Genomic DNA, 23,208 nt, shown 5'->3' on the forward strand with positions numbered 1-23,208 from the left:
ATGGCTATTTCCAAGAAAGTAAAAGATGAAATGCTGCAGCGGTTCCAGGACCAGTACGGTATCATGAAACCGGCTCTGCACTATAATTCTCCTTTTGAATTGATGATTGCCGTCATCTTGTCGGCCCAATGTACGGATGAACGGGTCAATATCGTGACGGCCGGCATGTTCCCGGAATATAACACGCCGGAAAAGATGCTGACCCTGGGGACAGCGGGACTGGAAGAAAAGATACGGACCTGCGGCCTCTATCGCAGCAAGGCCAAGAATATCCTGGCCAACTGTGCCATCCTTTGTGAAAAATATCATGGCCAAGTGCCGCAGACTTTCGATGAGCTGGTGAAACTGCCCGGCGTCGGCCGCAAGACGGCCAATGTCCTGGTCAGTATCTTGTTCAATACGCCGGCCATTGCTGTCGATACCCACGTCTTCCGCGTGTCCAACCGTCTGCAGCTGGCCCAAGGGACGACGCCGCTGGAAGTCGAAAAGGGCCTGCAGAAGGCCATTCCCAAGGAATGGTGGAGCCGGGCCCATCATTGGCTCATCTGGCATGGCCGCCGGGTCTGCAAAGCCCGCAAGCCTTTATGCGACAACTGCTTTTTGGCTGACCTTTGTCCCAGTTGTCAGAAGTAAAACGTTAAATCAAAATAAATACATTGACAAGTCGTTAAAAATTTTATAAAATAACACCAATACAGACAAATTTCATAAGTTATATCGAGAGCAGCTGAGGGACGGGCCCGATGACGTTGCGGCAACCTGCCTAAGGTAAGGTGCCAATTCCTACAGGCTATTCCTGAAAGATATCATTATGACTGAGGCGCAGCTTGGAGGCAGCGCCTCTTTTCTTTTGGCGTATTATGTACTTATTTTCACATCATTCAATCTTGATTTTCCCGCCCCAGCTCGGTTTGAACAGCGGCAGCGATTTCCTGTCCGGCCTGGCTGGCCTGACCCTTTCGGGTATTTTTCTTCCTATCTTCACGCTCATCGTCATCGGCCTCAACGGCGACGTCCACTCCATTACTGAACGGGTAGGGAAGAATACGTATAACGTCCTCCTGGCAGCCCTCATGCTGGTCTGTACCTTCGTTTCCATTCCCCGTACGTGTGCGACGGCCATCCAGCTCGGCATCCAGGGCAACCTGCCGGCAGCACCGTTCATCCCGCTGGTCATCGCCTATTTCGTCATCAGCTTCTTCTTTGTTGCCGACCAGAACAACGTCATGGACCGCATGGGCAAATACCTGACGCCGCTCCTGGCCCTGATCCTGGTCATCGTCGCCTTCGTCGGCATCTTCAATCCCCTGGGGACACCCGTCGCTCCGGCTGTGGACCATCCCTTCGTCAATGCCTTCCTCGGCGGCTATAACACGGGCGACGTCCTGGTCAGCTTCATCATGGCAGCTGTCTTCATCAGCTCCATTTACGGCAAGGGCTATAAGACCGTCGGCCAGCGCAATAAAGTGCTCATCTACTGTGGCATCGTTTCCTTCGTCCTGCTGCTCATCATTTACGGCAGCCTGCTCTACATGGGCGCCTGCGTCAGCGGTGACTATGCGCAGAACATCGGCCGTGCGGAACTCCTGGTCGCCATCATCCAGCGCGTCGGCACGTGGGTCATGGTTCCCATGGGCATCGCCGTCGTCCTGGCCTGCCTGACGACAGCCATCGGTCAGATTGCCGCCGTTGCCGAATTCACCAGCACGGCTACGGGCAACCGCATCAGCTATAAGCAAGTCGCCGTCGCCTGCTGCATCTTGTCGGCCCTGACGGCCCTCCTCGGCGTCGACGGTATCGTCACCTACATCGGCTGGATTTTCGGCGTCTGCTATCCGCCGTGCCTGGCCCTCCTGGTCCTGGGCATCATCGGCCGCTTCATGCCCAACAACGGTGCTTACAAAGGCTCTGTCTACCTGGTCACGCTCTTCGCCCTTTTGGAATCCCTGCCGGGTCTGAGCAGCCTGGGCTTTGCTAAAGCCATCGTCGCCGCTACGCCCCTGTCCACATACGGTTTCGGCTGGATCGTCCCCTTTATCATCGGCCTCATCGGCGGCTCCATCATCGGCCATTTCGTATCCGCCTCAGAACCCGTAGAAGCCGAAGCGAAATAAGATAGTTTGTGGTATGGAGTCTGTAGGGGGCGCCACTAAAAATAGACTGCCTTTTAGGCAGTCTATTTTTTTCCCCGACTTGCATAATCAATGACTTATCTCTATAATTAAAGAATAATCTCGAGTAAAAGGGGGTAATTTCATGGATTTGAAAAAACTATATATCGATGGCCAGTGGGTTGCGCCCTTGTCTGGCCAATATATTGACGTAGAAAATCCGGCGACGAAAGAAATCTTCGCCACTGTCGCCGCGGCTGGTGCCGATGATGTCGCTGCCGCTGCCCAGGCGGCTGCCAAAGCTTTCCCGGCCTGGTCGGCTATGCCGCTGGAAGACCGCATCACCTTCATGAAGAACCTGCTGGTCCAGATGATCAGATTGGAACCGCAGTTCGTCGACGCCGTCGTCAAGGAATTAGGGGCGCCTGTAGCCTTTGCCAGGACCAACCATATTGGCTACCAGTTCGTGCGGACCCAGTCGTATATCGACTTGGCACCGGAATTGCCACTGGTCGAACATCTGTCCCAATCCGTCGTCTACCGCCGGCCTTTGGGTGTCATCGGCTGTATCACGCCGTGGAATTATCCTTTAGGGCAGATTATCCAGAAAGTCGTACCGGCCTTGCTCGTCGGGGCGACAGTCGTCCTCAAGCCGAGTCAGCACACGCCGGTGACGGCGTACTACCTGGCCGAAGCCTTTGACCAGGCCGGTTTCCCCAAAGGCGTCTTCAATCTCGTCGCCGGCCGGGGCAGCCAGGTCGGCAATGCCATCTGCGACGACCCGAATATCGCCATGGTATCCTTTACGGGGTCGACGGCAGCCGGCATCAAGGTATCTCAGCGCGCCTTAGCTTCGATGAAGCGCATCAGTATGGAACTGGGCGGCAAGTCGCCTTTCGTCCTCTTGAAGGGGGCGGACTACGAAAAGGCTATCCGCATGTGCTTCAATTCCATTTTCCTCAACAGTGGCCAGACCTGTACGGCCCTGTCGCGCCTGATCATCCCGCGGGATGACAAGGAACAGATTGAACAGCTCATGCTGAAGATACTGCCGGAATATACTATTGGCGACCCGGCTCTGGAAACGACGAAAATCGGTCCTGTCGCATCGTATGACCAGTGGCAGACCGTCGATGCCTACATCGCCAAGGGCCTGGAAGAAGGGGCGACACTTCTGGCTGGCGGCCGTCCGGATGCGCCGGACCACGGTTACTATGTCAAGCCTGTCATCTTTACGGACGTAACCAATGACATGACCATTGCCCGCGAAGAAATCTTCGGCCCCGTCCTCAGCGTCATCGCTTATGATACCGTCGACGAAGCCCTGGCCATTGCCAACGATACGCCTTATGGCCTCAACGCTGCCGTCTGGGGACCGGACAAGGAAGAAGCCTCGAAGGTGGCAGCAGCCGTTTTGTCGGGCAACGTCTACGTCAACGACAGCCCGCGCGACGTCACAGCGCCTTTCGGCGGCTTTAAGGACAGTGGTATCGGCCGTGAAGGCGGCAAAGATGGGATGTTGGAATTTACAGAACCCCAGGCCATTTTTAATGCATAAACAGTTATAGGAGGAGTTTTAGCGTCATGAATTTCGATGAAGAAGCCATGAAAATCCGCCGCGGCAAACACGGCGTTATTGAAACCATTCCCCGGGAAGTCCTCAAGACCCACGACGACCTGAGTATTCTCTATACGCCTGGCGTTGCCCAGCCGTGCCGGGAAATCACTAAGGACCCGGATTTGTCTTTCGACTTGACCTGCCGTGGCAATATGATCGCCGTCGTATCGGACGGGACCCGCGTCCTCGGCCTGGGCGACATCGGCCCGGAAGCTGCCATGCCGGTCATGGAAGGGAAATCCATTCTCTTCAAGGTCTTTGGCGGCGTCAATGCCGTTCCTATCTGCCTGGATACAAAGGACCCAAAAGAATTCATCGAAACCGTGAAGCGCCTGCAGCCGTCTTTCGCCGGTATCAACCTGGAAGACATTGCCTCGCCGAAATGCTATGAAATCGAACAGACCTTGAAAAAAGAAATGGATATCCCTGTCTTCCATGATGACCAGCACGGTACGGCCATTGCCGCCCTGGCCGGCGTCATCGGTGCCTTCCGCTATGTCCATAAGGACTTGAAGACAGCCCGCATCGTCATTAATGGGGCAGGGGCTGCCGGCGCTTCCATCGGCCGCCTCCTGGTCCGCGCCGGAGCTCGGAACGTCACCATGGTCGACCGTCCGGGGATTCTCTACGCTGGCATGGAAGGGCTGAACCCGGTCCAGGCGGAACTGGCATCCCTGACCAATCCGTCCCATGCCCACGGGACCCTGGCTGATGCCGTCAAAGGGGCCGACCTCCTCCTAGGCGTATCGGCACCGCATATTTTTACTAAGGAAATCATCCAGGCCATGGCCGACGATGCCGTCGTCTTCGCCATGGCCAACCCCATCCCGGAAACGGACTACGCCTCTGCCAAAGCGGCCGGTGCCAAAGTCGTCGGCACTGGCCGGTCGGATGCACCGAATCAGATCAACAACGTCATGGTCTTCCCGGGTATCTTCCGCGGCGCCCTGGCCGTCCGGGCCCGCAGCATCAACGAAGACATGAAACTGGCTGCGTCTTACGCCATCGCCTCCCTGGTCGGCGATGACGAACTGGCCGAAGACCATGTCATTCCCGACGCCTTCGATAAACGCGTCGCTCCGGCCGTCGCCGCCGCCGTCGCCAAAGCTGCTATGGACAGCGGCGTCGCCCGCATCACCCGCGACCCGGAAGACGTCCGCCAAGAAGCAGCAGAAACCATCGACAAACTCCACGCCATGCTCGACTTGATCCATAAATAAAGAGCTAGTGGTTCGTGGCTAGTAGCTAGTGGTTAGTCGACATTATAGGCTGCAATGTCGGAGCTCTTAGTGGTTGAAAAAATAACATTATTGTAAAACAGGTCATTGCATGAATATTTTTATTATCTTGCAAGGACCTGTTTTTATTTATTATAAAAAATGATAGAAATATTATGATTTGTAAAATGATGTAAATTATATCATGAAAATATTTTCTTGATTCGTCAAGCAGATATACTCTATAATGGACACAGAATCATTACTAGGAGGTTTTTTCATGAAGAATTTTGCACATCGCGGATTTAGCGGCAAATATCCGGAAAATACGATGCTCGCTTTCCGCAAGGCATTAGAATGTGGTGCCGATGGAATTGAAATGGATGTACAGCTGACGAAAGATGGTGAGCTCGTGGTCATCCATGATGAACGGGTCGACAGGACGACGAATGGCACGGGCAATGTTCGCGATTATACGCTGGAAGAATTGCAGAAACTCGATGCTTCGTATATCTATTCAGAAGAAGTAGGCTTTCAGACTATTCCGACTTTTGACGAATATTGCCGATGGGTAGCTGGGACGCCCTTGGTGACGAACATTGAATTGAAGACGGGTGTCTATCCTTATCCAGGGATTGAAGCTAAAGTATGGCCTGTGTTGCAGCGCTATCATTTAGAAGATAAAGTCATCATTTCGAGTTTCAATCATGAAAGTGTTCTGCGTATGAAAGCCTTGGCACCTGATTTAAAATATGGCTTGTTGACGGAAACGTGGCTCATCAATCCTGGGGCCTATACAGAAGGTGTCGGCGTTCAGTGTTATCATCCGTATTATGGCAGCTTGACAGCAGAAACCGTAGCGGAAGTCAAGGCACATCATATTGAAATCAATACGTTTACGGTCAATAATGAAGAAAGTGTAAGACAGCTGCGCGATTATGGCGTCGATTGCGTCATTGGCAATTTCCCGGATATGGTAAAGCGCGTCTTGGAAGGAGTATGACATGGAAAATTTAGAGGCGATTGTACAATTGATTGACTCCTGGCTATGGGGAAGATGGCTGGTTTTCGTTTTGCTGGCCTTAGGGATTTTATATACTGTTTCCAACGGATTTATCCAGGTCCGCCATTTTGGTTTCATTATCCGCCGGACCCTCATCGATTCTTATAAGTCCCGTCACGAAGACAAAGGGAATGGATCTATTTCCACTTTCAAAGCGATGATGGTCACGCTGGCTGGTAACGTCGGCGGCGGTAACGTCGTCGGGGTCGCTACGGCTATTTTGTCTGGTGGCATGGGCGCCGTCTTTTGGATGTGGGTAGCTGCCTTTTTCGGCATGGCCTTGAAATATGGTGAAATCGTCTTGTCCCAGATGTATCGCGGCAAAGATGAAAACGGTAACCTTCTCAGCGGTCCTATGTACTATATCCGCGATGGCCTTAAAATGCCCTGGCTCGGCGTCGTCATTGCCGTGCTGATGTGTACGAAAATGATGGGGGCTAACTTGGTACAGTCCAATACAATTTCAGGCATCCTTTATTCGAATTACGGCGTCCCGACGTACATGACCGGTGTCGTCCTCATCATCCTGCTTTTATGCATCACTCTGGGCGGCTTGAAACGTCTGGCTAATCTGGCCATGAACCTCGTTCCGGCTATGTCCGTCTTTTATATCGTCATCGGTGTGCTGGTCGTCCTCTTGAATATTCAGCAGCTGCCGCATGTATTTGTAGAAATCTTTACCCAGGCCTGGTCTTTTGATTCCGTAGCTGGCGGTACTGGCGGCTATGTCATTGCGAAAGCCATGCAGTACGGGATTGCCCGCGGCATGTATTCCAATGAAGCTGGGGAAGGGACCGCTCCCTTTGCTCATGGTTGTTCGCTTGTACCCCATCCCGTCGATGAAGGGATTACGGGGGTTGCCGAAGTCTTTCTTGACACCATCGTCATCTGCAGCATTACGGCTTTCGTAGTCGGCGTCACCGATATGCAGCACTCCGGCCATTCGGCAACGGTATTGGCACTCAACGCTTTCGGCACCGTCTGGGAACCGTTGAAACACGCCGGTACACTGGCCCTGCTCATCTTCTGCTTTACGACCTTGATGGGCCAGTGGTGGAACGCCGCCAAGAGCTTTACGTATGCCTTCGGCAATAAAGTCACGAATGTCGTAAAATACATTTTCCCCTTCTTGTGCCTCATCGGCTCCTTAGGCAAAATCAACCTCGTCTGGGGTATCCAGGACGTAGCGATGGGTTTGGTCGTCATCCCTAACATGATTGCCCTGCTCATTCTCTTTCCGCAGGTACGGGCTAAGACAAAGGAATATTTCAGTGACCCAAAATACTACGACCATAAATAGGGAATATAAAAACTATAAGTTGCAAACTGAATACTTAAAAGAGGCTGTCTTAATGCACTGCCTCTTTTTTACATCTCACACTGTCTTGACAGTAGTATTGTCAAATCTTTACCGATACGGTATAATAGGGTAAACAAAAAAAACGGTTTGTCCCGTCGTGGATGATGAGCCGCTGTGTACTTTGAACAAGAGAGGTTGTCACATGAAGAGTCGTCTTTGTGGGGCAACCTTTTCCCTGAAAGGATGAAGTTTTGTGTATATCGAAGATGAGATTGCAGCGCTGAAGAAAGAGAAGCAGGCGATTATCCTTGCTCATTATTATGTTCCTGATGAAGTGCAGGAATATGCCGATTTTGTCGGCGATTCTTTTGGTCTGGCCAAGAAGGCGATTGAAACGGATGCCAAGATCATTGTCTTTGCCGGTGTCGATTTCATGGGCGAAAGTGCCAAGATGCTGAACCCTGAGAAGAAAGTCCTCATGCCGGATGCGACGGCCAGCTGCCCCATGGCCCATATGGCCGATGTGGAGACGATTGAAAAGGTCCGTTCCCAGTATGATGACCTGGCCGTCGTCTGCTACGTCAACTCTACGGCAGCTGTCAAGGCCGTATCCGATGTCTGCGTCACGTCGTCTAATGCCGTCAAGATCGTCAGGAAACTGCCGAACAAGTATATTTTCTTTACGCCCGACAAGAATCTGGGTCACTACGTTTCGACACAGGTCCCGGATAAGCATTTTATCCTCAACAACGGTTTCTGCCCGCGCCACGATACGGTCGATCCGGCTTATGTGAAGAAGGTCCAGGCTGCTCATCCCCAGGCCCTGTTCCTGGCCCATCCGGAATGTCGTCAGGAAGTCCTGGCCTTGGCCGATTATGTCGGCAGTACGTCGGGAATCATCGATTATGCCGGGAAGTCCGACGCCAAGGAATTTATCATCGGCACGGAAGGCGGCGTCTTTTATGAATTAGAGACGCGCAATCCCGATAAGACTTTTTATCCGGCCATGGAAGATGCGTATTGCATCAATATGAAAAAAGTAACGCTAGAAAAAGTCCGCGATTGCCTGCGCGATGAAACGAATGAAGTCCGCGTCGACCCGGATGTCGCCGGAAAAGCTGTCCGTTCATTGGAACGGATGCTGGAATTAGCCAAATAGAAGAAGGTATATGTCATGGAAACAGAAAAAACAGATATTGTCATCGTCGGTACCGGTGCCAGCGGCCTCTTTGCCGCCCTGCACCTGCCGCAGGATAAACAAATCCTCATGATCACCAAAGATGAAGTAGAAAATAGCGATTCTTTTTTAGCCCAAGGGGGCATCTGCGTCCTTCACGATAAGGACGACTACGACAGCTTCATGGAAGATACGCTCAAAGCCGGTCATTATGAAAACCGCCGCGAATCGGTGGATATCATGATTCGCTCGTCGCGGCCGGTCATCGACGAACTCATCGGCTACGGCGTCGATTTTGCCCGCAAGGCCGACGGTTCGCTCGACTACACGCGGGAAGGCTGCCATTCGCGGGCCCGCATCTTGTTCCATGAAGATATTACGGGCAAGGAAATCACCAGCCATCTCTTAGCCGCTGTCCGTCAATTGCCCAATGTGACCATTCGCGATTTCACGACCATGGTCGACATCGTCACCGATGGGAACCGCTGCCTGGGCATCATCGCCCGCGACAGCCAGGGCCAGTACCGGGCCATCCAGGCCGATGAAACGATCCTGGCCAGCGGCGGTGTCGGCGGCTTGTACGACCATTCGACGAATTTCCCCCATCTCACGGGCGATGCCCTGGCTATCGCCATGCGCCACGGCGTCGAACTGGAACACATCGACTACGTCCAGATCCATCCGACGTCGCTTTATTCTAAGAAGCCCGGCCGGAGCTTCCTCATTTCCGAATCGGTCCGCGGCGAAGGGGCTAAACTGCGCGGCAAGGATGGCCAGCGTTTTGCCAATGAAGTCCTGCCCCGCGATTTGATGACGGCAGAAATCCGCAAACAGATGAAGAAAGATGACCGTCCTTTTGTCTGGCTCGATATGACCGTTCTCGGCGAAGACGTCATTAAGCATCATTTCCCACATATCTATGAACGTTGCCTGGAAGACGGCATCGATGCGACGAAAGACTGGGTCCCGGTCACGCCGGCCCAGCACTACTTCATGGGCGGCATCCACGTCGACAAGTACAGCCAGACGACGATGGACCACCTCTATGCCGTCGGCGAAACGAGCTGCAACGGCGTCCACGGCCGCAACCGCCTGGCCAGCAATTCTCTCCTGGAAAGCCTGGTCTTTGGCAAGCGCGCAGCCCAGCATATCGTCGAAGGTGATAAGCAGCCGAAGCAGATTGTCAGTGAAGCTGATTTCGCCAAAGTCTGTGCGCCGTCAGAAGCCTTCCTGCGCAGCCATGAAGCTACGCTGGCCGATGAATACCGCCGTCATGTTTTGGGTGAAATGGAAAGGGAGCGTGAATGTGATGAACAGCGTAACCATGAAATTGCAGGCTGATCCCTTGATCCTGCAGGCCCTTCAGGAAGACATCACCGGTGAAGATGTGACGACCAATGCCATTTTGCCGGAAGACTGTCAGGGCGAAGCGGAACTCCTATGTAAACAGGATGGCATCATCGCCGGCCTCGACGTCTTTGCCCGGGCCTTTACCCTGTTGGATGACAAAGTCTGGTTTGATTTTTTTGTCAAAGACGGCGACGAAGTCCACAAGGGACAGAAGCTGGCCAAAGTCGTCGGCAGCATTCGGGCCATCCTGTCGGCCGAACGGGTAGGCCTCAACTATTTGCAGCGCATGAGCGGCATCGCGACCTATACCCATCAGGTCGTATCCCTGCTGGCCGGTACGGGAATCACCCTGGTCGATACGCGCAAGACGACGCCGAACATGCGGGTCTTTGAAAAATATGCCGTCACTGTCGGCGGCGGCAAGAATCACCGTTACAATCTGTCTGACGGCGTCCTCCTCAAGGACAATCATATCAGTGCCGCCGGCGGCGTAGCCAAAGCCATTGCCCTGGCCAAAGCTTATGCGCCTTTTGTCCGTAAAATCGAAGTCGAAACGGAAACGCTGGACATGGTCCGCGAAGCCGTCGAAGCCGGCGCCGACATCATCATGCTGGATAATATGAGCCACGATATGATGCGAGAAGCGATAGCCCTCATCGACGGCCGGGCTGAAACGGAATGTTCCGGCAACGTGACCAAAGAAAATATTGCCGCCTTGTCCGATATTGGCGTCGATTACATCTCTAGCGGTGCCTTGACCCATTCCGCGCCTATCCTGGACTTATCCCTGAAACACCTTCATCGGATATAGTGGCCCGTAGTTCGTGATTCGCAGTTCATGGCTCGTAGGGGCGACCACGTGGAACACCGTTTTGTTGCTTGTTGCAATACATTAGTCCCTTGACAAGGGATGAAATAGCGATATAATAGAATCAAAGAAAAGACAACGATGTCATGATTGATGTCGTTGTCTTTTCTGTTTTTGGTATTATCCGATCTTGAGAGGGGGCCTTCACATGTATGTATGGCGAATGGAAAAGATTATGGCAGAAAATTTCCGCGAATGGAAAATGCTGCAGCAGTGTCAACTACTCCCGACTAAAGTCGGGAGCTTGTAAGTCGGAACTACATAGGTACTAACGACATCTAAAAGATGTCTTCCTAAATCCGCCTACATCATCGGGTGGCTGACAACACCCGCTTTGCTAAGGAGTTTACTCCGAAGCAGTTGTTATTCTTTCATAACGAGGATGGTTATCTCCAGAAATCCACATAGTTCCGAGGAGTTGGATATTCATAGCTCCGATACGGTCATCGTTAGATCTGTAACCACACTGGCAACGATATAAGTGTTTGTGATGGTCACGGCTTTCTTTGTGGATAGTACCGCATTTGGGACAACGTTGAGAGGTATACTTAGCAGATACCTTCAGAACTTCGGAACGATTTTCATGAGCCTTATAGGTCAGGAATTGCTCCAACTGATAGAACGCCCAGCTGCACAGGTCGTAATTTTGTTTAGCAGTTTTTGAAAGATGGGACTCTTCGAAGCTAACACCGGTCAGATCTTCAAGCACAAACAGCGTATCTTTGCCGTATTTTTCAACGAGTGTCTTAGAAATCCGATGGTTTACATCAGACATCCAACGGTTCTCTCGTCCTGAAATGGCTTTAAGTCTACGCTTTGCTGATTTTGTACCCTTAGACTGGAGCTGGCGGCGGACTTCCTGGAACTTATGACGCTTAGTGACAATCTTCTTACCAGAGACGAATTCAGTTTTTCCCTGCTCGTCATAGCTAACGGTCAAAAAACGTAATCCACGGTCAATACCGACAACGTGACGGACGTTTTCTTTCTGAAAATCTTCGACAGCTTTGGTTACGGGAATATGGAGATACCATAACCCTTTGAGTTCGACCAGTTTTGCTGTTCCAAGGTCATAAGCGCCATCAAGGTATTCAGCGAAATGTTCGCCCTCAAAAGTGCATTTGGTTCTTTTTCCGAGTGTATTGATAGACAGAACCTGTCCGCTATCAACGAAGCTATAATCACGATTGCGAACCAAGTCCGCTTGTGGGCGGCTAAAGAACACAGGCTTCCAAAGCCATTCCCATGTCTTGGCGATGCGTTGCCAGTTGCCATTCTCATCCTTATATCTGTAGGGATTTTGGAAGAGCTGTTGTTTTACCGTTTTATATTTGGCAATCGTCGTCTTGATAGAAGACTGGGCCAGCTGCGATTTCAGATCGAACTGGCTGCGCAGGTCACTGTACAGCTCTCTGTTGAGACTTTGGTAGGCCATGTTAAATCGGTGGTCAAAGATGTACTGCGACACGAAGTTACAAGCCTGACGGTATTGTTCAGTCATCTGACGGAACAGAGTCTCTTGTTCGGGAGTAACGTGTATACGAAGTTTTATCGTTTTAGTTAGGTTAGACATTTTTTCACCTGCCTTTCTAAAATCTATACTACTTCATCAAAATTATTATATCATAATTTTTTTGCTAAAAGTCTATTATTTATTATTGAAAGAAGAGGAGGTGCGGCGGAGACTCATGACTAAAGTCACGAGTCTCCGCCGCACCATAGTGATGAAAAGTATCAGAAAGGACGCCAAGCTGTTCAGCCTAAGAAAGAGGAACTGCGTCTCCGCGGCGGTGCCCATTCTGAAACGTGATGAAACTTAGAGAACACGTGTTTGACAAAAAGCCTCTGGATTTCTATACTAGTAGTTAATAGTGTAGAAAGAAAGAGGCTTATTTATATGGATATAAAGAAAGAACATTGGAGCCCGCTGCTCATCGACTGGTTTGCCGCCCATGGCCGGGACCTGCCATGGCGCGATGAAACGCCGCGGGATCCGTATAAGGTCTGGGTCTCGGAAATCATGCTGCAGCAGACGAAAGTCGAAACAGTCCGCCCCTATTATGACAGCTGGATGGACCATTTTCCGACCCTCTCCGCCTTGGCGGCGGCTTCTCAAGATGAAGTCCTGCGGCAGTGGCAGGGCTTGGGGTATTACTCGCGGGCCCGCAACCTCCATGAAGCGGTCCAGGAAGTACAGGTCAAATACGGCGGCCATGTGCCGGAAAATAAAAAAGACGTACAGTCCCTGAAAGGCGTTGGCGATTACACAGCCGGCGCCATTTTAAGCCTGGCTTACGGTCAGAAGGAAGCCGCTGTCGACGGCAACGTCCTGCGCATCTTTGCCCGCCTTTACGATATTGAAGAGAATATCTTGTCGACGCTGGTCAAGAAGAAAGTCACAGCCCTCGTCGCAGAGCAACTTCCGGACGAAGCGCCTGGAGCCTTTAACGAAGCTCTCATGGACTTAGGGGCTATGATCTGCATCCCTAAGCATCCCCGCTGTCCCGACTGTCCTTTACAAGAGCTCTGCCTGGCTCACCGGGCTGGGAAAGAATGTGAGCTGCCCATCCGCCTGGTCAAGAAGAAATCGCCTGTCGAAGAAATTACCGTCGTTGTCGTCCGCCATGGGGACCAGTGGCTCGTCCACCGCCGTCCGCCCAAGGGCCTCTTGGCGTCGATGTGGGAATTTCCCAATGCCCTGGGGAAGGGGAAAGAGGGCATCGCTGCAGTCCGTCAGCTCTTGGCGCAAAAAGGACTGACCCTGGCTGCCGATGACCAGCCTGTAGGCTCCCTGAAGAGCATCTTTTCGCATAAGACCTGGCAGATGACGGTCTATGAAGGCTGCATCACCCAGGGGAAAATCGGAGAAGAGGAGGATTGGCAGTGGATCGACTGCAAGGACTACGCGTCCTTGCCCTGGGCCGGACCGCACGGCAAGATCACTGCCATGGTATAATTGATGAAAGGTCTTTTCTTTATTAACTTCATGGTCATTACATCCTGTATCTGCGTCGTCGCGGCGCTGTTATGGGATTATGTCGTCCGCACGGGTCATCGCTGGCTGCTGCTCCTGGGGACGTTGCTGCTGGCCGTCTTATCGGCAGCCGGTCTCTACCATTATGAAGACCTCTTTCCCGGCCTCATCGCGTCGGGCTGGGAAGGTCTCTATGACGGCAAGGCCATGGCCGGCCTGATCTGGCTGCTGGCCTGTCTCTTGGCCTTTCCCTGCCTGGTCGTCGTCGCCATAGCCCGCTTTTTCTGCCGGCCCCGGCGCCGCCGGAGAGGGCGTCGGCGTCAACGGCGCTCGTTGGGCGTGACGCGCCGGTCTTTCCTCAAAGGCCTGGCGGCGCTGATCCCCGTGGCGGCTTTCGCCACCAGCGGAGCGGGCAATCTCTTGGGCGAACGCGATTTGGATACGACCTACCATGTCTTGAAATACAAGAACCTGCCCGATTATCTCGACGGCTATAAAATCGGCCAGCTCTCTGACCTGCACATGGGGCTCTTTTTCAGTCCCCGGCGATTGCAGGAAGCCCTCGATGCCGTAGCGGCACAGGGCGTGAACCGCCTGGAAATCACAGGCGACCTCATCGATGAACTGGCCCTGCTGCCCAAGGCCCAGGCCATCCTCAAAGCCAATGCCAGCCGCTTCCCTGACGGCATCGACTTCTGCTATGGCAATCACGAGTATTACCGCAGTTTCGATGCGATTACAGCCATGCTCGATGACACGCCGGTCCGGGTACTGCGCAATTCCACCTTCCAGGCCAGCCGTGGCTGCGGTCAGGGCTTGAAAGGGCGTAATGGCCGCGACGGCCGGTCTTTTTATATTGCGGCTGCTGATTATAGTTTTGCCAAAGGCGACGAGGCCTTTGCCAAAGAACGGGAACAGTACGTCCGGGAAACCCTGGCTAAAGTGCCGGAAGACGCTTTTGTCGTTCTGCTGGCCCATCATTCGGCCTTTATCGACGAAGGCTTTGCCCATCACATCCCCTTGACCTTATGCGGCCATACGCACGGCGCCCAGTTCGCGCCCATTGCGCCGCTGGTTTCGGCCTTGGGCTTCAAATACCTCCGCGGCCTGTTCCAGAAAGGCGAGTGCAAGGGCTATGTCAACCGCGGTACGGGCCACTGGCTGCCTTTCCGCGTCCTCTGTTCACGAGAAGCCAGTGTCTTTGAATTACGAAAACAAGCGTAAAGGATGAATGCCCATTATGATGATCAATACAGCTGTACTCCATATTTTTGATTTCAATACCAACGTCTGCATTGTATCCCAGAAGGACCTCGATTTCAGCAGCGATGTCGTCTACGAATACGTCAGCAAGCGGCTGAACCGCATCATCGGCGATGCCGCCCAGAAGACGGGCGTCTTCTATGCGACCAGCGCCTTTCAGATGAAATTGCAGGCCCTCGTCGACGGGACCCTGACTTTCGACGATTTGGCGTCCCAGATCGCCCGCGAGCTCTACCAGCTCGTGTCCCATTGTGATGAACCGGAATCGACAGACCTCCTGGTCATCGACTTCCAGGATGACGACGATGTCCGCAACCTGGGCATCCTCATGCTGGACAACAAGACGGCCTATACCCATCAGATCCTCGACGACGAAGGGACGGTCTACAACAAGCTCATCAAACATTACGCCATCCTGCCCGGGACGGCGCAGAAAGCCGAGGCCTATGCCCTCATCCGCCTGAACGATTTTTCTATCCATTTCGTCGACAAGAAGCGGAAAATGGACGGTGAAGACGTCTACCTCCTGCCGGACAAGCTCCTGCAGTGCACGTCGGTCATTTCCAGCAAGGAAGCCGTGAAGGTCGTCAGCAAGATTGCCGAAAAAGTAGCGGAAGAACACGGCGCCAGCACGGTCGAAGCCTTATCCAAAGCCAAGACCTATCTGGTGGAAAATGCCGAAACGGCTGATTCCTTCTCGCCGCAGGACCTGGGCAGCGACGTCTTCGGCGATTCGCCGGTCCTGCAGCGGGAATTTGAAGAACAAGTCAAAGAAGCGAAACTGCCTGAAGCCGTAGCCATCGAAAAGGAATATGCCCAGAAGGCCGGCCGCAGCCATAAAATCAAGACCGATACGGGCATCGAGATCACTTTTCCGTCGGAATATATCGAAAATACCGACTTCATCCAATTCATCAACAACCCCGATGGGACCTTGTCCATTGAATTGAAGAATATCGGGAAAATCGTCAATAAATAAGGGGGATTATTATGTCACGCAAGAATCGGCGCAAAAAAGCCAGGAATACTGCAGCCGTTCCGGAAGGGACAGCCGCAACGGCACAGCCGAAAAAGAAGAAAGGACCCGCTCACGGTCTGGACCGGAGAACCTGGGTCTTGTACCTCGTCGGCTTTTCCGCCCTGGCCTGGTCCTATTTTATCTTATTCACCCGCAACTGGTCGGACGCAGGCTTTGCCTTCACCGTCCTGGTTACGGTTCTCTGGCCCTGGTCTTTGTATAAGAATTGGAAGAAAGGGCCGAAAAAGAGGTAACGCTTATGGATATGTCCCATTACAATAAAGATTACGATACGTCCCACCCTTTCCACGTCGTCGCCCCTTATGAACCTATGGGCGACCAGCCCGAGGCCATCGCCTCTCTGGCAGACGGCATCCGTTCCGGCCAATGGGCCCAGGTCCTCGTCGGGGCTACCGGGACGGGCAAGACCTTCACTATGGCCAAGCTCATCGAAGCCGTCCAGAAACCGACCCTGGTCATTGCCCACAATAAGACCCTGGCTGCCCAGCTGTGCAGTGAATTCAAGTCATTCTTTCCCGATAACGAAGTCGGTTATTTCGTCAGTTATTACGACTTCTATCAGCCCGAAGCCTATATCGCCTCGACAGATACGTACATCGAGAAAGACGCGTCCATCAACGATGAAATCGATAAATTGCGCCACTCGGCGACGATGAGCCTCTTTGAACGGCGCGATGTCATCATCGTCGCTTCCGTTTCCTGTATCTACGGCTTAGGCGACCCGGAAGACTACAGTGAACTCGTCGTATCCCTGCGACTGGGGCAGGAAAAGCCGCAGGAAGAAATACTGCACAAGCTCGTCGATATCCAGTACAGCCGCAACGACATGAACCTCGAACGCGGGACCTTTCGCGTCCACGGCGATACGATCGAAGTCTTTCCGGCGGCTTTCGACAACTCCGTCATCCGCATCGAAATGTTCGGCGATGAAATCGACCGCCTGACCGAAGTCGATGTCCTGACCGGCGAAGTCATTGCCGAACGCAAGCACGTCGCCATCTATCCGGCCAGCCATTATGTCACGACCAGGGACAAGATGGAACGGGCCCTGGGGACGATCCGCCAGGAATTGGACGAACGGCTGAAAGTGCTGAAAGACGGGGGCCACTTGCTGGAAGCACAGCGATTGGAACAGCGCACGCGCTACGATATGGAAATGATGGAAGAAATGGGCTATTGCTCAGGCATCGAAAACTATTCGCGCCATCTGGCCGGTCGCAAGCCCGGTCAGGCGCCGTATACGCTTCTCGATTATTTCCCCGATGATTTCCTCATCCTCGTCGACGAATCGCACGTCACCCTGCCGCAGCTGCGGGCCATGTATGCCGGTGACCGGTCGCGCAAAGAAAACCTCATCGAATACGGTTTCCGCCTGCCGTCGGCCTTGGACAACCGGCCTTTGAAATTTGAAGAATTTGTCGAACGCATCAATCAGATCGTCTACGTCAGCGCTACGCCAGGGCCCTATGAAATGGAAGTCCAGACCAATCTGGCCCAGCAGATCATCAGGCCGACGGGCCTGTTGGACCCGAACGTGGAAGTCCGTCCCATTGCCGGCCAGATGGATGACCTGTTGGGGGAAATCCGCCAGCGTACGGAAAAGGACGAACGCGTCCTGGTGACGACGCTGACCAAGAAGATGGCCGAAGATTTGACGGACTACCTGAAAGAAATGGGCGTCCGCGTGCGCTATCTCCATTCGGATATCGCCACCATCGAACGGGCCGACATCATCCGCGACCTGCGGGCCGGCGTCTTCGACGTCCTGGTCGGCATCAACCTCCTGCGCGAAGGCCTGGATATGCCGGAAGTCTCGCTGGTAGCCATTCTCGATGCCGATAAAGAAGGCTTCCTGCGTTCAGAAACGTCGCTTATCCAGACCATGGGCCGGGCGGCGCGAAACGTCCATGGACAGGTCATCATGTATGCCGACAAGATTACCGACTCCATGGCCAAGGCTATGGAAGAAACGCAGCGGCGCCGGGAAATCCAGGATGCATATAATAAAAAACATCACATTACGCCGAAATCGGTCAAAAAAGACGTCGTCGACCTCATCGAACTGACGAAAGTCGCCGAAACGGAAGCGGCCTATGGCAGCCAGAAGGGAAGGAAAGGCGGCAAGATGACCCGCGAGGCCCTGAACAAAGTCATCAAGACCATGACTTTGCAGATGAAAGAGGCGTCGAAGAACCTGGAATTTGAAAAAGCCGCCGAACTGCGCGACCGCCTGGGCCAATTGCGCCAGCAGCTGGCCGATATGAGCCACGATGATACCCTGCCTAAAGACATGCAGGGCGAAGACATGCCTAAGCGCCGCTACCGCCGCAAGATCAAGCGGCCGGATGCGAAAAGAAAATAGTCATGCAAAGGTTTTTGTCGGCATACGCCATCCCTTTTATCCTATCGTTTGTCGTGGGTCGTTCATCGTTTACCGTGATGGATTAAATTTTTGAACATTTCCGTTGTAGGGGTCGCCGTGTGGGCGACCCGCTGAGTCCGACATGTTTTATATAATATTGAGTATAGGAGCATCATGGAAGATAAATATATTGTCATTAAAGGTGCGCGTCAGCACAATTTAAAGAACATCGATGTCAAGATTCCCCGGGACAAGCTCGTCGTCTTTACGGGCCTGTCCGGTTCGGGCAAGTCGTCCCTGGCTTTTGATACGATTTATGCCGAAGGCCAGCGCCGCTATGTCGAATCTCTGTCGGCCTATGCCCGGCAGTTCCTGGGCCAGATGGATAAGCCTGATGTCGATTACATTGAAGGCCTGTCGCCGGCTATTTCCATCGACCAGAAGACGACGAGCCGCAATCCCCGGTCGACCGTCGGGACGGTTACGGAAATCTACGATTACCTGCGCCTGCTCTATGCCCGCGTCGGCGAGGCCTACTGCCCGAAATGCGGCAAGCCCATCCGCCAGCAGACTATCGAGCAGATGGCCGATGCTGTCATGGCCCTCGGCGAAGGCGAAAAGGTCATGGTCATGGCCCCTGTCGTCGACGGCCGCAAGGGGACCCATCAGAAACTCCTGGCCAAATTGGTCAAGGACGGCTATGTCCGCGTCCGCGTCGACGGCGAAGTCTACCTTTTGTCCGATGATATCCCCTTGGATAAGAATAAGAAGCATACTATCGACGTCATCATCGACCGCCTGGTCATCAAGAACAGTATCTTGACGCGCCTGACTGATTCTTTGGAAACGGCGGCTAAACTGGCCGATGGCATCGTCCACATTTTCCGTATGGCTACGAAAGAAGTCCTGACTTTCAGTCAGCATTTCGCCTGCCCGGACTGCCACGTCAGCCTGCCGGAAATCGAACCGCATCTCTTTTCTTTCAACAGTCCCTTCGGGGCCTGCCCGGCCTGCTCCGGTATCGGCAGTACCATGGAAGTCGATGCCCGCCTCGTTTTGCCGGACCGCAAGAAATCCTTTGCCGACGGCGCTGTAGCGGCTCTCAGCAGCAACCCCGATTCGTGGTTCATGCGCCAGCTCGGCGGTCTCCTGCGGCCTTACGGCTTTACCCTGGATAATTGTTACGACGACTTGCCGGAAGAACTGCAGGAAAAACTCATGGACGGTTCTGACGACCTGTGCGTCTTTGAATATGAGAACCTGCGCGGCCAGGTAAAGCAGTTCTCGACGACTTTTGAAGGCGTCCTGCCCATGGTCCGCCGCCGCTACCGCGAGGCTTCATCGGATATGATGCGCGACCAGTTCGGACAATTCATGACCGTCAAGCCCTGCTCGACGTGCCACGGTGCACGCCTGCGCCACGAAGCGCTGGCCATCAAGATCGGCGGCCTGAACATCGCCGAATTGACGGATTTGCCCGTCAGCGACATGATTCCCTTCTTCGATAACTTGAAATTGACGGAAAAACAGCAGCTCATTGGCAAGCAGATCTTCAAGGAAATCAAGGCCCGCCTGAACTTCTTGCAGACCGTCGGCCTGGACTACCTGACATTGTCGCGGACGGCGGGCACCCTGTCCGGCGGCGAAGCCCAGCGAATCCGCCTGGCGACCCAGATCGGTTCGGGCCTGGTCGGCGTCCTCTACATCCTGGACGAACCGTCTATCGGCCTGCATCAGCGGGATAACGACAAGCTCCTGGAAGCCCTCAAGCGCCTGCGCGACCTGGGCAATACACTCATCGTCGTCGAACACGACGAAGATACCATGCGGGCTGCCGATTATATCGTCGATATCGGACCGGAAGCAGGGGAACACGGCGGCACTATCGTCGCCCAAGGCACGGCCGATGACATCATGGCCTGCCCTCAGTCTTTGACGGGCCAGTATCTGAAGGGGACCAAGTATATCCCCGTTCCGCAAGAACGGCGCCAGGGGAATGGCACCTTTTTGGAAATCATCGGCGCAGCTGAGCACAATTTAAAACATATAAACGTCTCCATCCCCATCGGGACCCTGACCGTCGTCACCGGCGTGTCCGGCTCGGGCAAGTCGACGCTGGTCAATGAAATCCTCTACAAGGGTATGGCCGAAGCCGTCTACGGCACGCCGCACCGGCCGGGCAGGTTCAAGGCCCTGAAAGGCGTTGAATACATCGACAAGATCATCAACATCGACCAGTCGCCTATCGGCCGGACGCCGCGGTCCAATCCGGCGACGTATACGGGCGTCTTCGACTCCATCCGCCAGCTCTACAGCCAGACGGCAGAAGCCAAGGTCCGGGGCTACAAGGCCGGCCGCTTCAGCTTCAACATCAAAGGCGGCCGCTGCGAAGCCTGCAAAGGCGACGGCATCATCCGCATCGAAATGAACTTCCTGCCGGACGTCTACGTCCCCTGTGAAGTCTGCCACGGCGCCCGCTATAACCGGGAAACGCTGGAAGTCAAATACAAGGGCAAGAATATTTCCGACGTCCTCAACATGACCGTCGACGACGCCTGCCAGTTCTTTGAAAACATACCGCGCATCGTCAATAAGCTGAAGACGCTGCAGCAAGTCGGCCTGGGCTATATCCGCCTGGGCCAGCCGGCGACGACCCTGTCCGGCGGCGAAGCCCAGCGGGTCAAGCTGGCGACGGAATTGTCCAAGCGCAGTACCGGCCGGACCCTGTATATCCTCGACGAACCGACGACGGGCCTGCATACGGCGGATATCCACAAGCTCATGGACGTCTTGCAGATGCTCGTCGACGGCGGCGATACGGTCGTCGTCATCGAACACAACCTGGACGTCATCAAGACGGCAGACTACCTCATCGACCTCGGTCCCGAAGGCGGCGCCGGCGGCGGTACGGTCGTCGCCATGGGGACGCCCGAAGAAATCTGCCAGGTACCGGAATCCTATACGGGTCAGTTCCTCAAGCCCGTCCTGGAACGGACCAAGGCCCTCATGGCCGGCAAGAAGGGGGTATAAGCCATGGCCGTCAGCGAGGCCGTCCGGGAAAAAGTCCGCAACCTGCCGACCCAGCCCGGCGTCTATCTCTGGAAAGATGAGAAGGGGAAAATCATTTACGTCGGCAAAGCCGTCAATCTGCGCAACCGCGTGACCAGCTATGTCCGCCACGATGCCAACAGGACGCCGAAAGTAGCGGCCATGGTCAGCCATGCTGTGGACTTGGAAACGATAGTCGTCGCTACGGAAATGGAAGCCCTCATCCTGGAAAATACGCTCATCAAGAAATACCATCCCCACTACAACATCATGCTCCGCGACGACAAGACCTATCCCTATATCAAGGTCACCGTCCAGGAAGATTACCCGCGCATCTTCATGACCCGCCGCGTCAGCCGCGACGGCGCCCGCTATTTCGGCCCCTTTGCCGATTCGACAGCCGTCCACCGCGTCCTGAAGCTCATGCAGCGGGCCTACCACATCCGGTCGTGCCGGACCATGCCGACGGACCGGCCATGTTTGCAGTACCATTTGCATCACTGCGATGCGCCCTGCGTCCACTATATCACCAAAGGGGATTACGGGGTCCTGGTCCGCCAGGCCCTGGATATCCTCGAAGGTCGGGACAGCGACGTTTCCCAGGCGCTGCAGCAGAAGATGGAAGAGGCTGCGGAGGCCATGGAATTTGAAAAGGCTGCCATGTACCGTGACCAGATCAAGGCCATTGCCGTCATCCAGGAACAGCAGAACATCGTCAATACGACCGGCGGCGATATGGACGTCATCGGCCTGGCCCGTCAGGCCGGGCAGACATGCGTCCAGATCTATACGGTCCGCATGGGCAAGCTCATGGGACGGGAAACGTTTTCCCTGGACAACGGCAGCGACGACGATGTGCCGTCCCTGATGGAAGCCGTCGTTGACCAGTATTATGGCGACAGGACTTTCATCCCGGCAGAAATCGTCGTACCAGGCCTGGAAGACCGGGAAGGCTGCGAACGCCGCCTGAGCCAGCAGAAGGGGAAGAAAGTCACTGTCGTCATCCCGCAGCGGGGGACGAAGAAACAACTCCTGGACATGGCTGCTGAAAATGCAGCCGGCCTTTTGGAACAGAAACGGCTGCAGTGGCAGCACGACGTGGACAAGACGACCGGTGCCGTCGAAGGCCTGGCGCGGATCCTCAACCTGCCCTGCCTGCCGGAACGCATGGAGTGCTTCGATATTTCCCATACCCAGGGCATCGAGACCGTCGCTTCCATGGTCGTCTTCGAGCATGGTCAGCCGGCTAAGAAGGAGTATCGCCGCTTTAAGCTGAAGACCGTCCAGGGTAAGCCTGATGACTTCAAGTCCATGGCGGAAATCATGGAACGGCGCTATGGTGAAAAGGATTGGCCCGTACCGGACCTGATCATCATCGACGGCGGCAAAGGCCAGCTCCATGCGGCCCTGCCCGTCATCCGCCAGGCCGGCTGCGAAGCGCCGGTCATCAGTCTGGCCAAGCGCATCGAAGAAGTTTTCGTCGAAGGCCGCAGCGATTCTATCATCCTCAGTCACCACACGCCGGAACTGCAGCTGTTGCAGGCCATCCGTGACGAAGCTCATCGCTTTGCCATTACCTATCACCGTCATTTGCGGGGCAAGCGCAGCCTCGTGTCCATCCTGGACCACGTCGAAGGCATCGGACCCAAACGGCGCAAGGCCTTGTGGACGGCCTTCAAGACCTTAGGCGACATGAAAGCGGCGTCCATCGAGGAACTGGCTGCCGTGCCGGGCATGAACCGCCAGGCTGCCGAAAATGTTTATTATTTCTTCCGCCTGGGAACCGATGAAAAGCGGAAAATGACCCAATAAATATGG

17 protein-coding genes and 1 riboswitch are annotated in these 23,208 nt (G+C 54.2%); of the genes, 16 read left to right on the forward strand and 1 reads right to left on the reverse strand.

The window, feature by feature from the left end; genetic code table 11:
- The 9 genes from nth to nadC all read left to right on the forward strand — a co-directional run bounded on the left by nth (nt 1) and on the right by nadC (nt 10,647).
- Nucleotides 1-633, forward strand: a complete 633-nt coding sequence (gene nth / locus ACFWUB_RS09560) for an endonuclease III (protein ID WP_020310490.1) — start codon at nt 1-3, stop codon at nt 631-633.
- Nucleotides 634-711: 78 nt separating this feature from the next.
- A riboswitch (SAM riboswitch) is annotated at nt 712-810 on the forward strand.
- 50 nt (nt 811-860) lie between these two features.
- Entirely contained in the window at nt 861-2,114 is a 1,254-nt protein-coding gene (locus tag ACFWUB_RS09565; protein WP_416183854.1) for a branched-chain amino acid transport system II carrier protein, read from the forward strand.
- 142 nt (nt 2,115-2,256) lie between these two features.
- The gene (locus tag ACFWUB_RS09570; RefSeq protein WP_416183855.1) at nt 2,257-3,669 is read left to right on the forward strand and encodes an aldehyde dehydrogenase family protein; all 1,413 of its coding nucleotides are present in this window, start codon (nt 2,257-2,259) and stop codon (nt 3,667-3,669) included.
- A gap of 26 nt (nt 3,670-3,695) precedes the next feature.
- On the forward strand, nt 3,696-4,949 hold the full coding sequence (locus ACFWUB_RS09575) for an NAD(P)-dependent malic enzyme (protein WP_416183856.1): 1,254 nt from the start codon (nt 3,696-3,698) through the stop codon (nt 4,947-4,949).
- A gap of 277 nt (nt 4,950-5,226) precedes the next feature.
- Nucleotides 5,227-5,949, forward strand: a complete 723-nt coding sequence (locus ACFWUB_RS09580) for a glycerophosphodiester phosphodiesterase (RefSeq protein WP_072981727.1) — start codon at nt 5,227-5,229, stop codon at nt 5,947-5,949.
- 70 nt (nt 5,950-6,019) lie between these two features.
- Complete coding sequence (locus ACFWUB_RS09585; protein ID WP_416183857.1) at nt 6,020-7,309, forward strand: alanine/glycine:cation symporter family protein; 1,290 nt, start codon at nt 6,020-6,022, stop codon at nt 7,307-7,309.
- 253 nt (nt 7,310-7,562) lie between these two features.
- Nucleotides 7,563-8,468, forward strand: coding sequence for a quinolinate synthase NadA (gene nadA / locus ACFWUB_RS09590; protein WP_416183858.1), 906 nt, complete (start codon nt 7,563-7,565; stop codon nt 8,466-8,468).
- A 15-nt stretch (nt 8,469-8,483) separates the two neighbouring features.
- Nucleotides 8,484-9,827, forward strand: coding sequence for an L-aspartate oxidase (locus tag ACFWUB_RS09595; protein WP_416183859.1), 1,344 nt, complete (start codon nt 8,484-8,486; stop codon nt 9,825-9,827).
- Complete coding sequence (gene nadC / locus ACFWUB_RS09600; protein WP_022497878.1) at nt 9,796-10,647, forward strand: carboxylating nicotinate-nucleotide diphosphorylase; 852 nt, start codon at nt 9,796-9,798, stop codon at nt 10,645-10,647. Before ACFWUB_RS09595 ends, nadC begins: the two co-directional genes overlap by 32 nt.
- Before the next feature lie 403 nt (nt 10,648-11,050).
- Here the strand turns inward: nadC and ACFWUB_RS09605 are convergent, their stop codons facing one another.
- Entirely contained in the window at nt 11,051-12,205 is a 1,155-nt protein-coding gene (locus ACFWUB_RS09605) for an RNA-guided endonuclease TnpB family protein (RefSeq protein WP_416183860.1), read from the reverse strand.
- A 396-nt stretch (nt 12,206-12,601) separates the two neighbouring features.
- Between ACFWUB_RS09605 and mutY the strand changes: the two genes are divergently transcribed.
- The 7 genes from mutY to uvrC all read left to right on the forward strand — a co-directional run bounded on the left by mutY (nt 12,602) and on the right by uvrC (nt 23,202).
- Entirely contained in the window at nt 12,602-13,660 is a 1,059-nt protein-coding gene (gene mutY, locus ACFWUB_RS09610; RefSeq protein WP_416183861.1) for an A/G-specific adenine glycosylase, read from the forward strand.
- A gap of 30 nt (nt 13,661-13,690) precedes the next feature.
- A complete protein-coding gene (locus tag ACFWUB_RS09615) occupies nt 13,691-14,902 on the forward strand; it encodes a metallophosphoesterase (protein ID WP_416183862.1) in 1,212 nt (403 codons plus the stop codon).
- Between the two features lie 16 nt (nt 14,903-14,918).
- Nucleotides 14,919-15,920 (forward strand): nucleoid-associated protein, encoded by a 1,002-nt coding sequence (locus tag ACFWUB_RS09620; protein WP_020310479.1) that lies wholly within the window; start codon nt 14,919-14,921, stop codon nt 15,918-15,920.
- Nucleotides 15,921-15,931: 11 nt separating this feature from the next.
- Entirely contained in the window at nt 15,932-16,213 is a 282-nt protein-coding gene (locus ACFWUB_RS09625; protein WP_020310478.1) for a hypothetical protein, read from the forward strand.
- A gap of 11 nt (nt 16,214-16,224) precedes the next feature.
- On the forward strand, nt 16,225-18,342 hold the full coding sequence (gene uvrB / locus ACFWUB_RS09630) for an excinuclease ABC subunit UvrB (RefSeq protein ID WP_416184400.1): 2,118 nt from the start codon (nt 16,225-16,227) through the stop codon (nt 18,340-18,342).
- A 174-nt stretch (nt 18,343-18,516) separates the two neighbouring features.
- Nucleotides 18,517-21,372, forward strand: a complete 2,856-nt coding sequence (gene uvrA, locus ACFWUB_RS09635) for an excinuclease ABC subunit UvrA (protein ID WP_302680747.1) — start codon at nt 18,517-18,519, stop codon at nt 21,370-21,372.
- Between the two features lie 3 nt (nt 21,373-21,375).
- A complete protein-coding gene (uvrC, locus tag ACFWUB_RS09640) occupies nt 21,376-23,202 on the forward strand; it encodes an excinuclease ABC subunit UvrC (RefSeq protein WP_416183863.1) in 1,827 nt (608 codons plus the stop codon).
- Nucleotides 23,203-23,208: the final 6 nt, after the last annotated feature.

The sequence above is a fragment of the Megasphaera sp. genome (genome assembly GCF_047831605.1).
Classification (GTDB): domain Bacteria; phylum Bacillota; class Negativicutes; order Veillonellales; family Megasphaeraceae; genus Megasphaera; species Megasphaera intestinihominis.

Coding starts and splice junctions, on each gene's coding strand:
- nth (WP_020310490.1), top strand. CDS start 1: ATGGCTATTTCCAAGAAAGTAAAAGATGAAATGCTGCAGCGGTTCCAG.
- ACFWUB_RS09565 (WP_416183854.1), top strand. CDS start 861: ATGTACTTATTTTCACATCATTCAATCTTGATTTTCCCGCCCCAGCTC.
- ACFWUB_RS09570 (WP_416183855.1), top strand. CDS start 2,257: ATGGATTTGAAAAAACTATATATCGATGGCCAGTGGGTTGCGCCCTTG.
- ACFWUB_RS09575 (WP_416183856.1), top strand. CDS start 3,696: ATGAATTTCGATGAAGAAGCCATGAAAATCCGCCGCGGCAAACACGGC.
- ACFWUB_RS09580 (WP_072981727.1), top strand. CDS start 5,227: ATGAAGAATTTTGCACATCGCGGATTTAGCGGCAAATATCCGGAAAAT.
- ACFWUB_RS09595 (WP_416183859.1), top strand. CDS start 8,484: ATGGAAACAGAAAAAACAGATATTGTCATCGTCGGTACCGGTGCCAGC.
- nadC (WP_022497878.1), top strand. CDS start 9,796: ATGAACAGCGTAACCATGAAATTGCAGGCTGATCCCTTGATCCTGCAG.
- ACFWUB_RS09605 (WP_416183860.1), bottom strand. CDS start 12,205: ATGACTGAACAATACCGTCAGGCTTGTAACTTCGTGTCGCAGTACATC.
- mutY (WP_416183861.1), top strand. CDS start 12,602: ATGGATATAAAGAAAGAACATTGGAGCCCGCTGCTCATCGACTGGTTT.
- ACFWUB_RS09615 (WP_416183862.1), top strand. CDS start 13,691: ATGGTCATTACATCCTGTATCTGCGTCGTCGCGGCGCTGTTATGGGAT.
- ACFWUB_RS09620 (WP_020310479.1), top strand. CDS start 14,919: ATGATGATCAATACAGCTGTACTCCATATTTTTGATTTCAATACCAAC.
- ACFWUB_RS09625 (WP_020310478.1), top strand. CDS start 15,932: ATGTCACGCAAGAATCGGCGCAAAAAAGCCAGGAATACTGCAGCCGTT.
- uvrB (WP_416184400.1), top strand. CDS start 16,225: ATGTCCCATTACAATAAAGATTACGATACGTCCCACCCTTTCCACGTC.
- uvrA (WP_302680747.1), top strand. CDS start 18,517: ATGGAAGATAAATATATTGTCATTAAAGGTGCGCGTCAGCACAATTTA.
- uvrC (WP_416183863.1), top strand. CDS start 21,376: ATGGCCGTCAGCGAGGCCGTCCGGGAAAAAGTCCGCAACCTGCCGACC.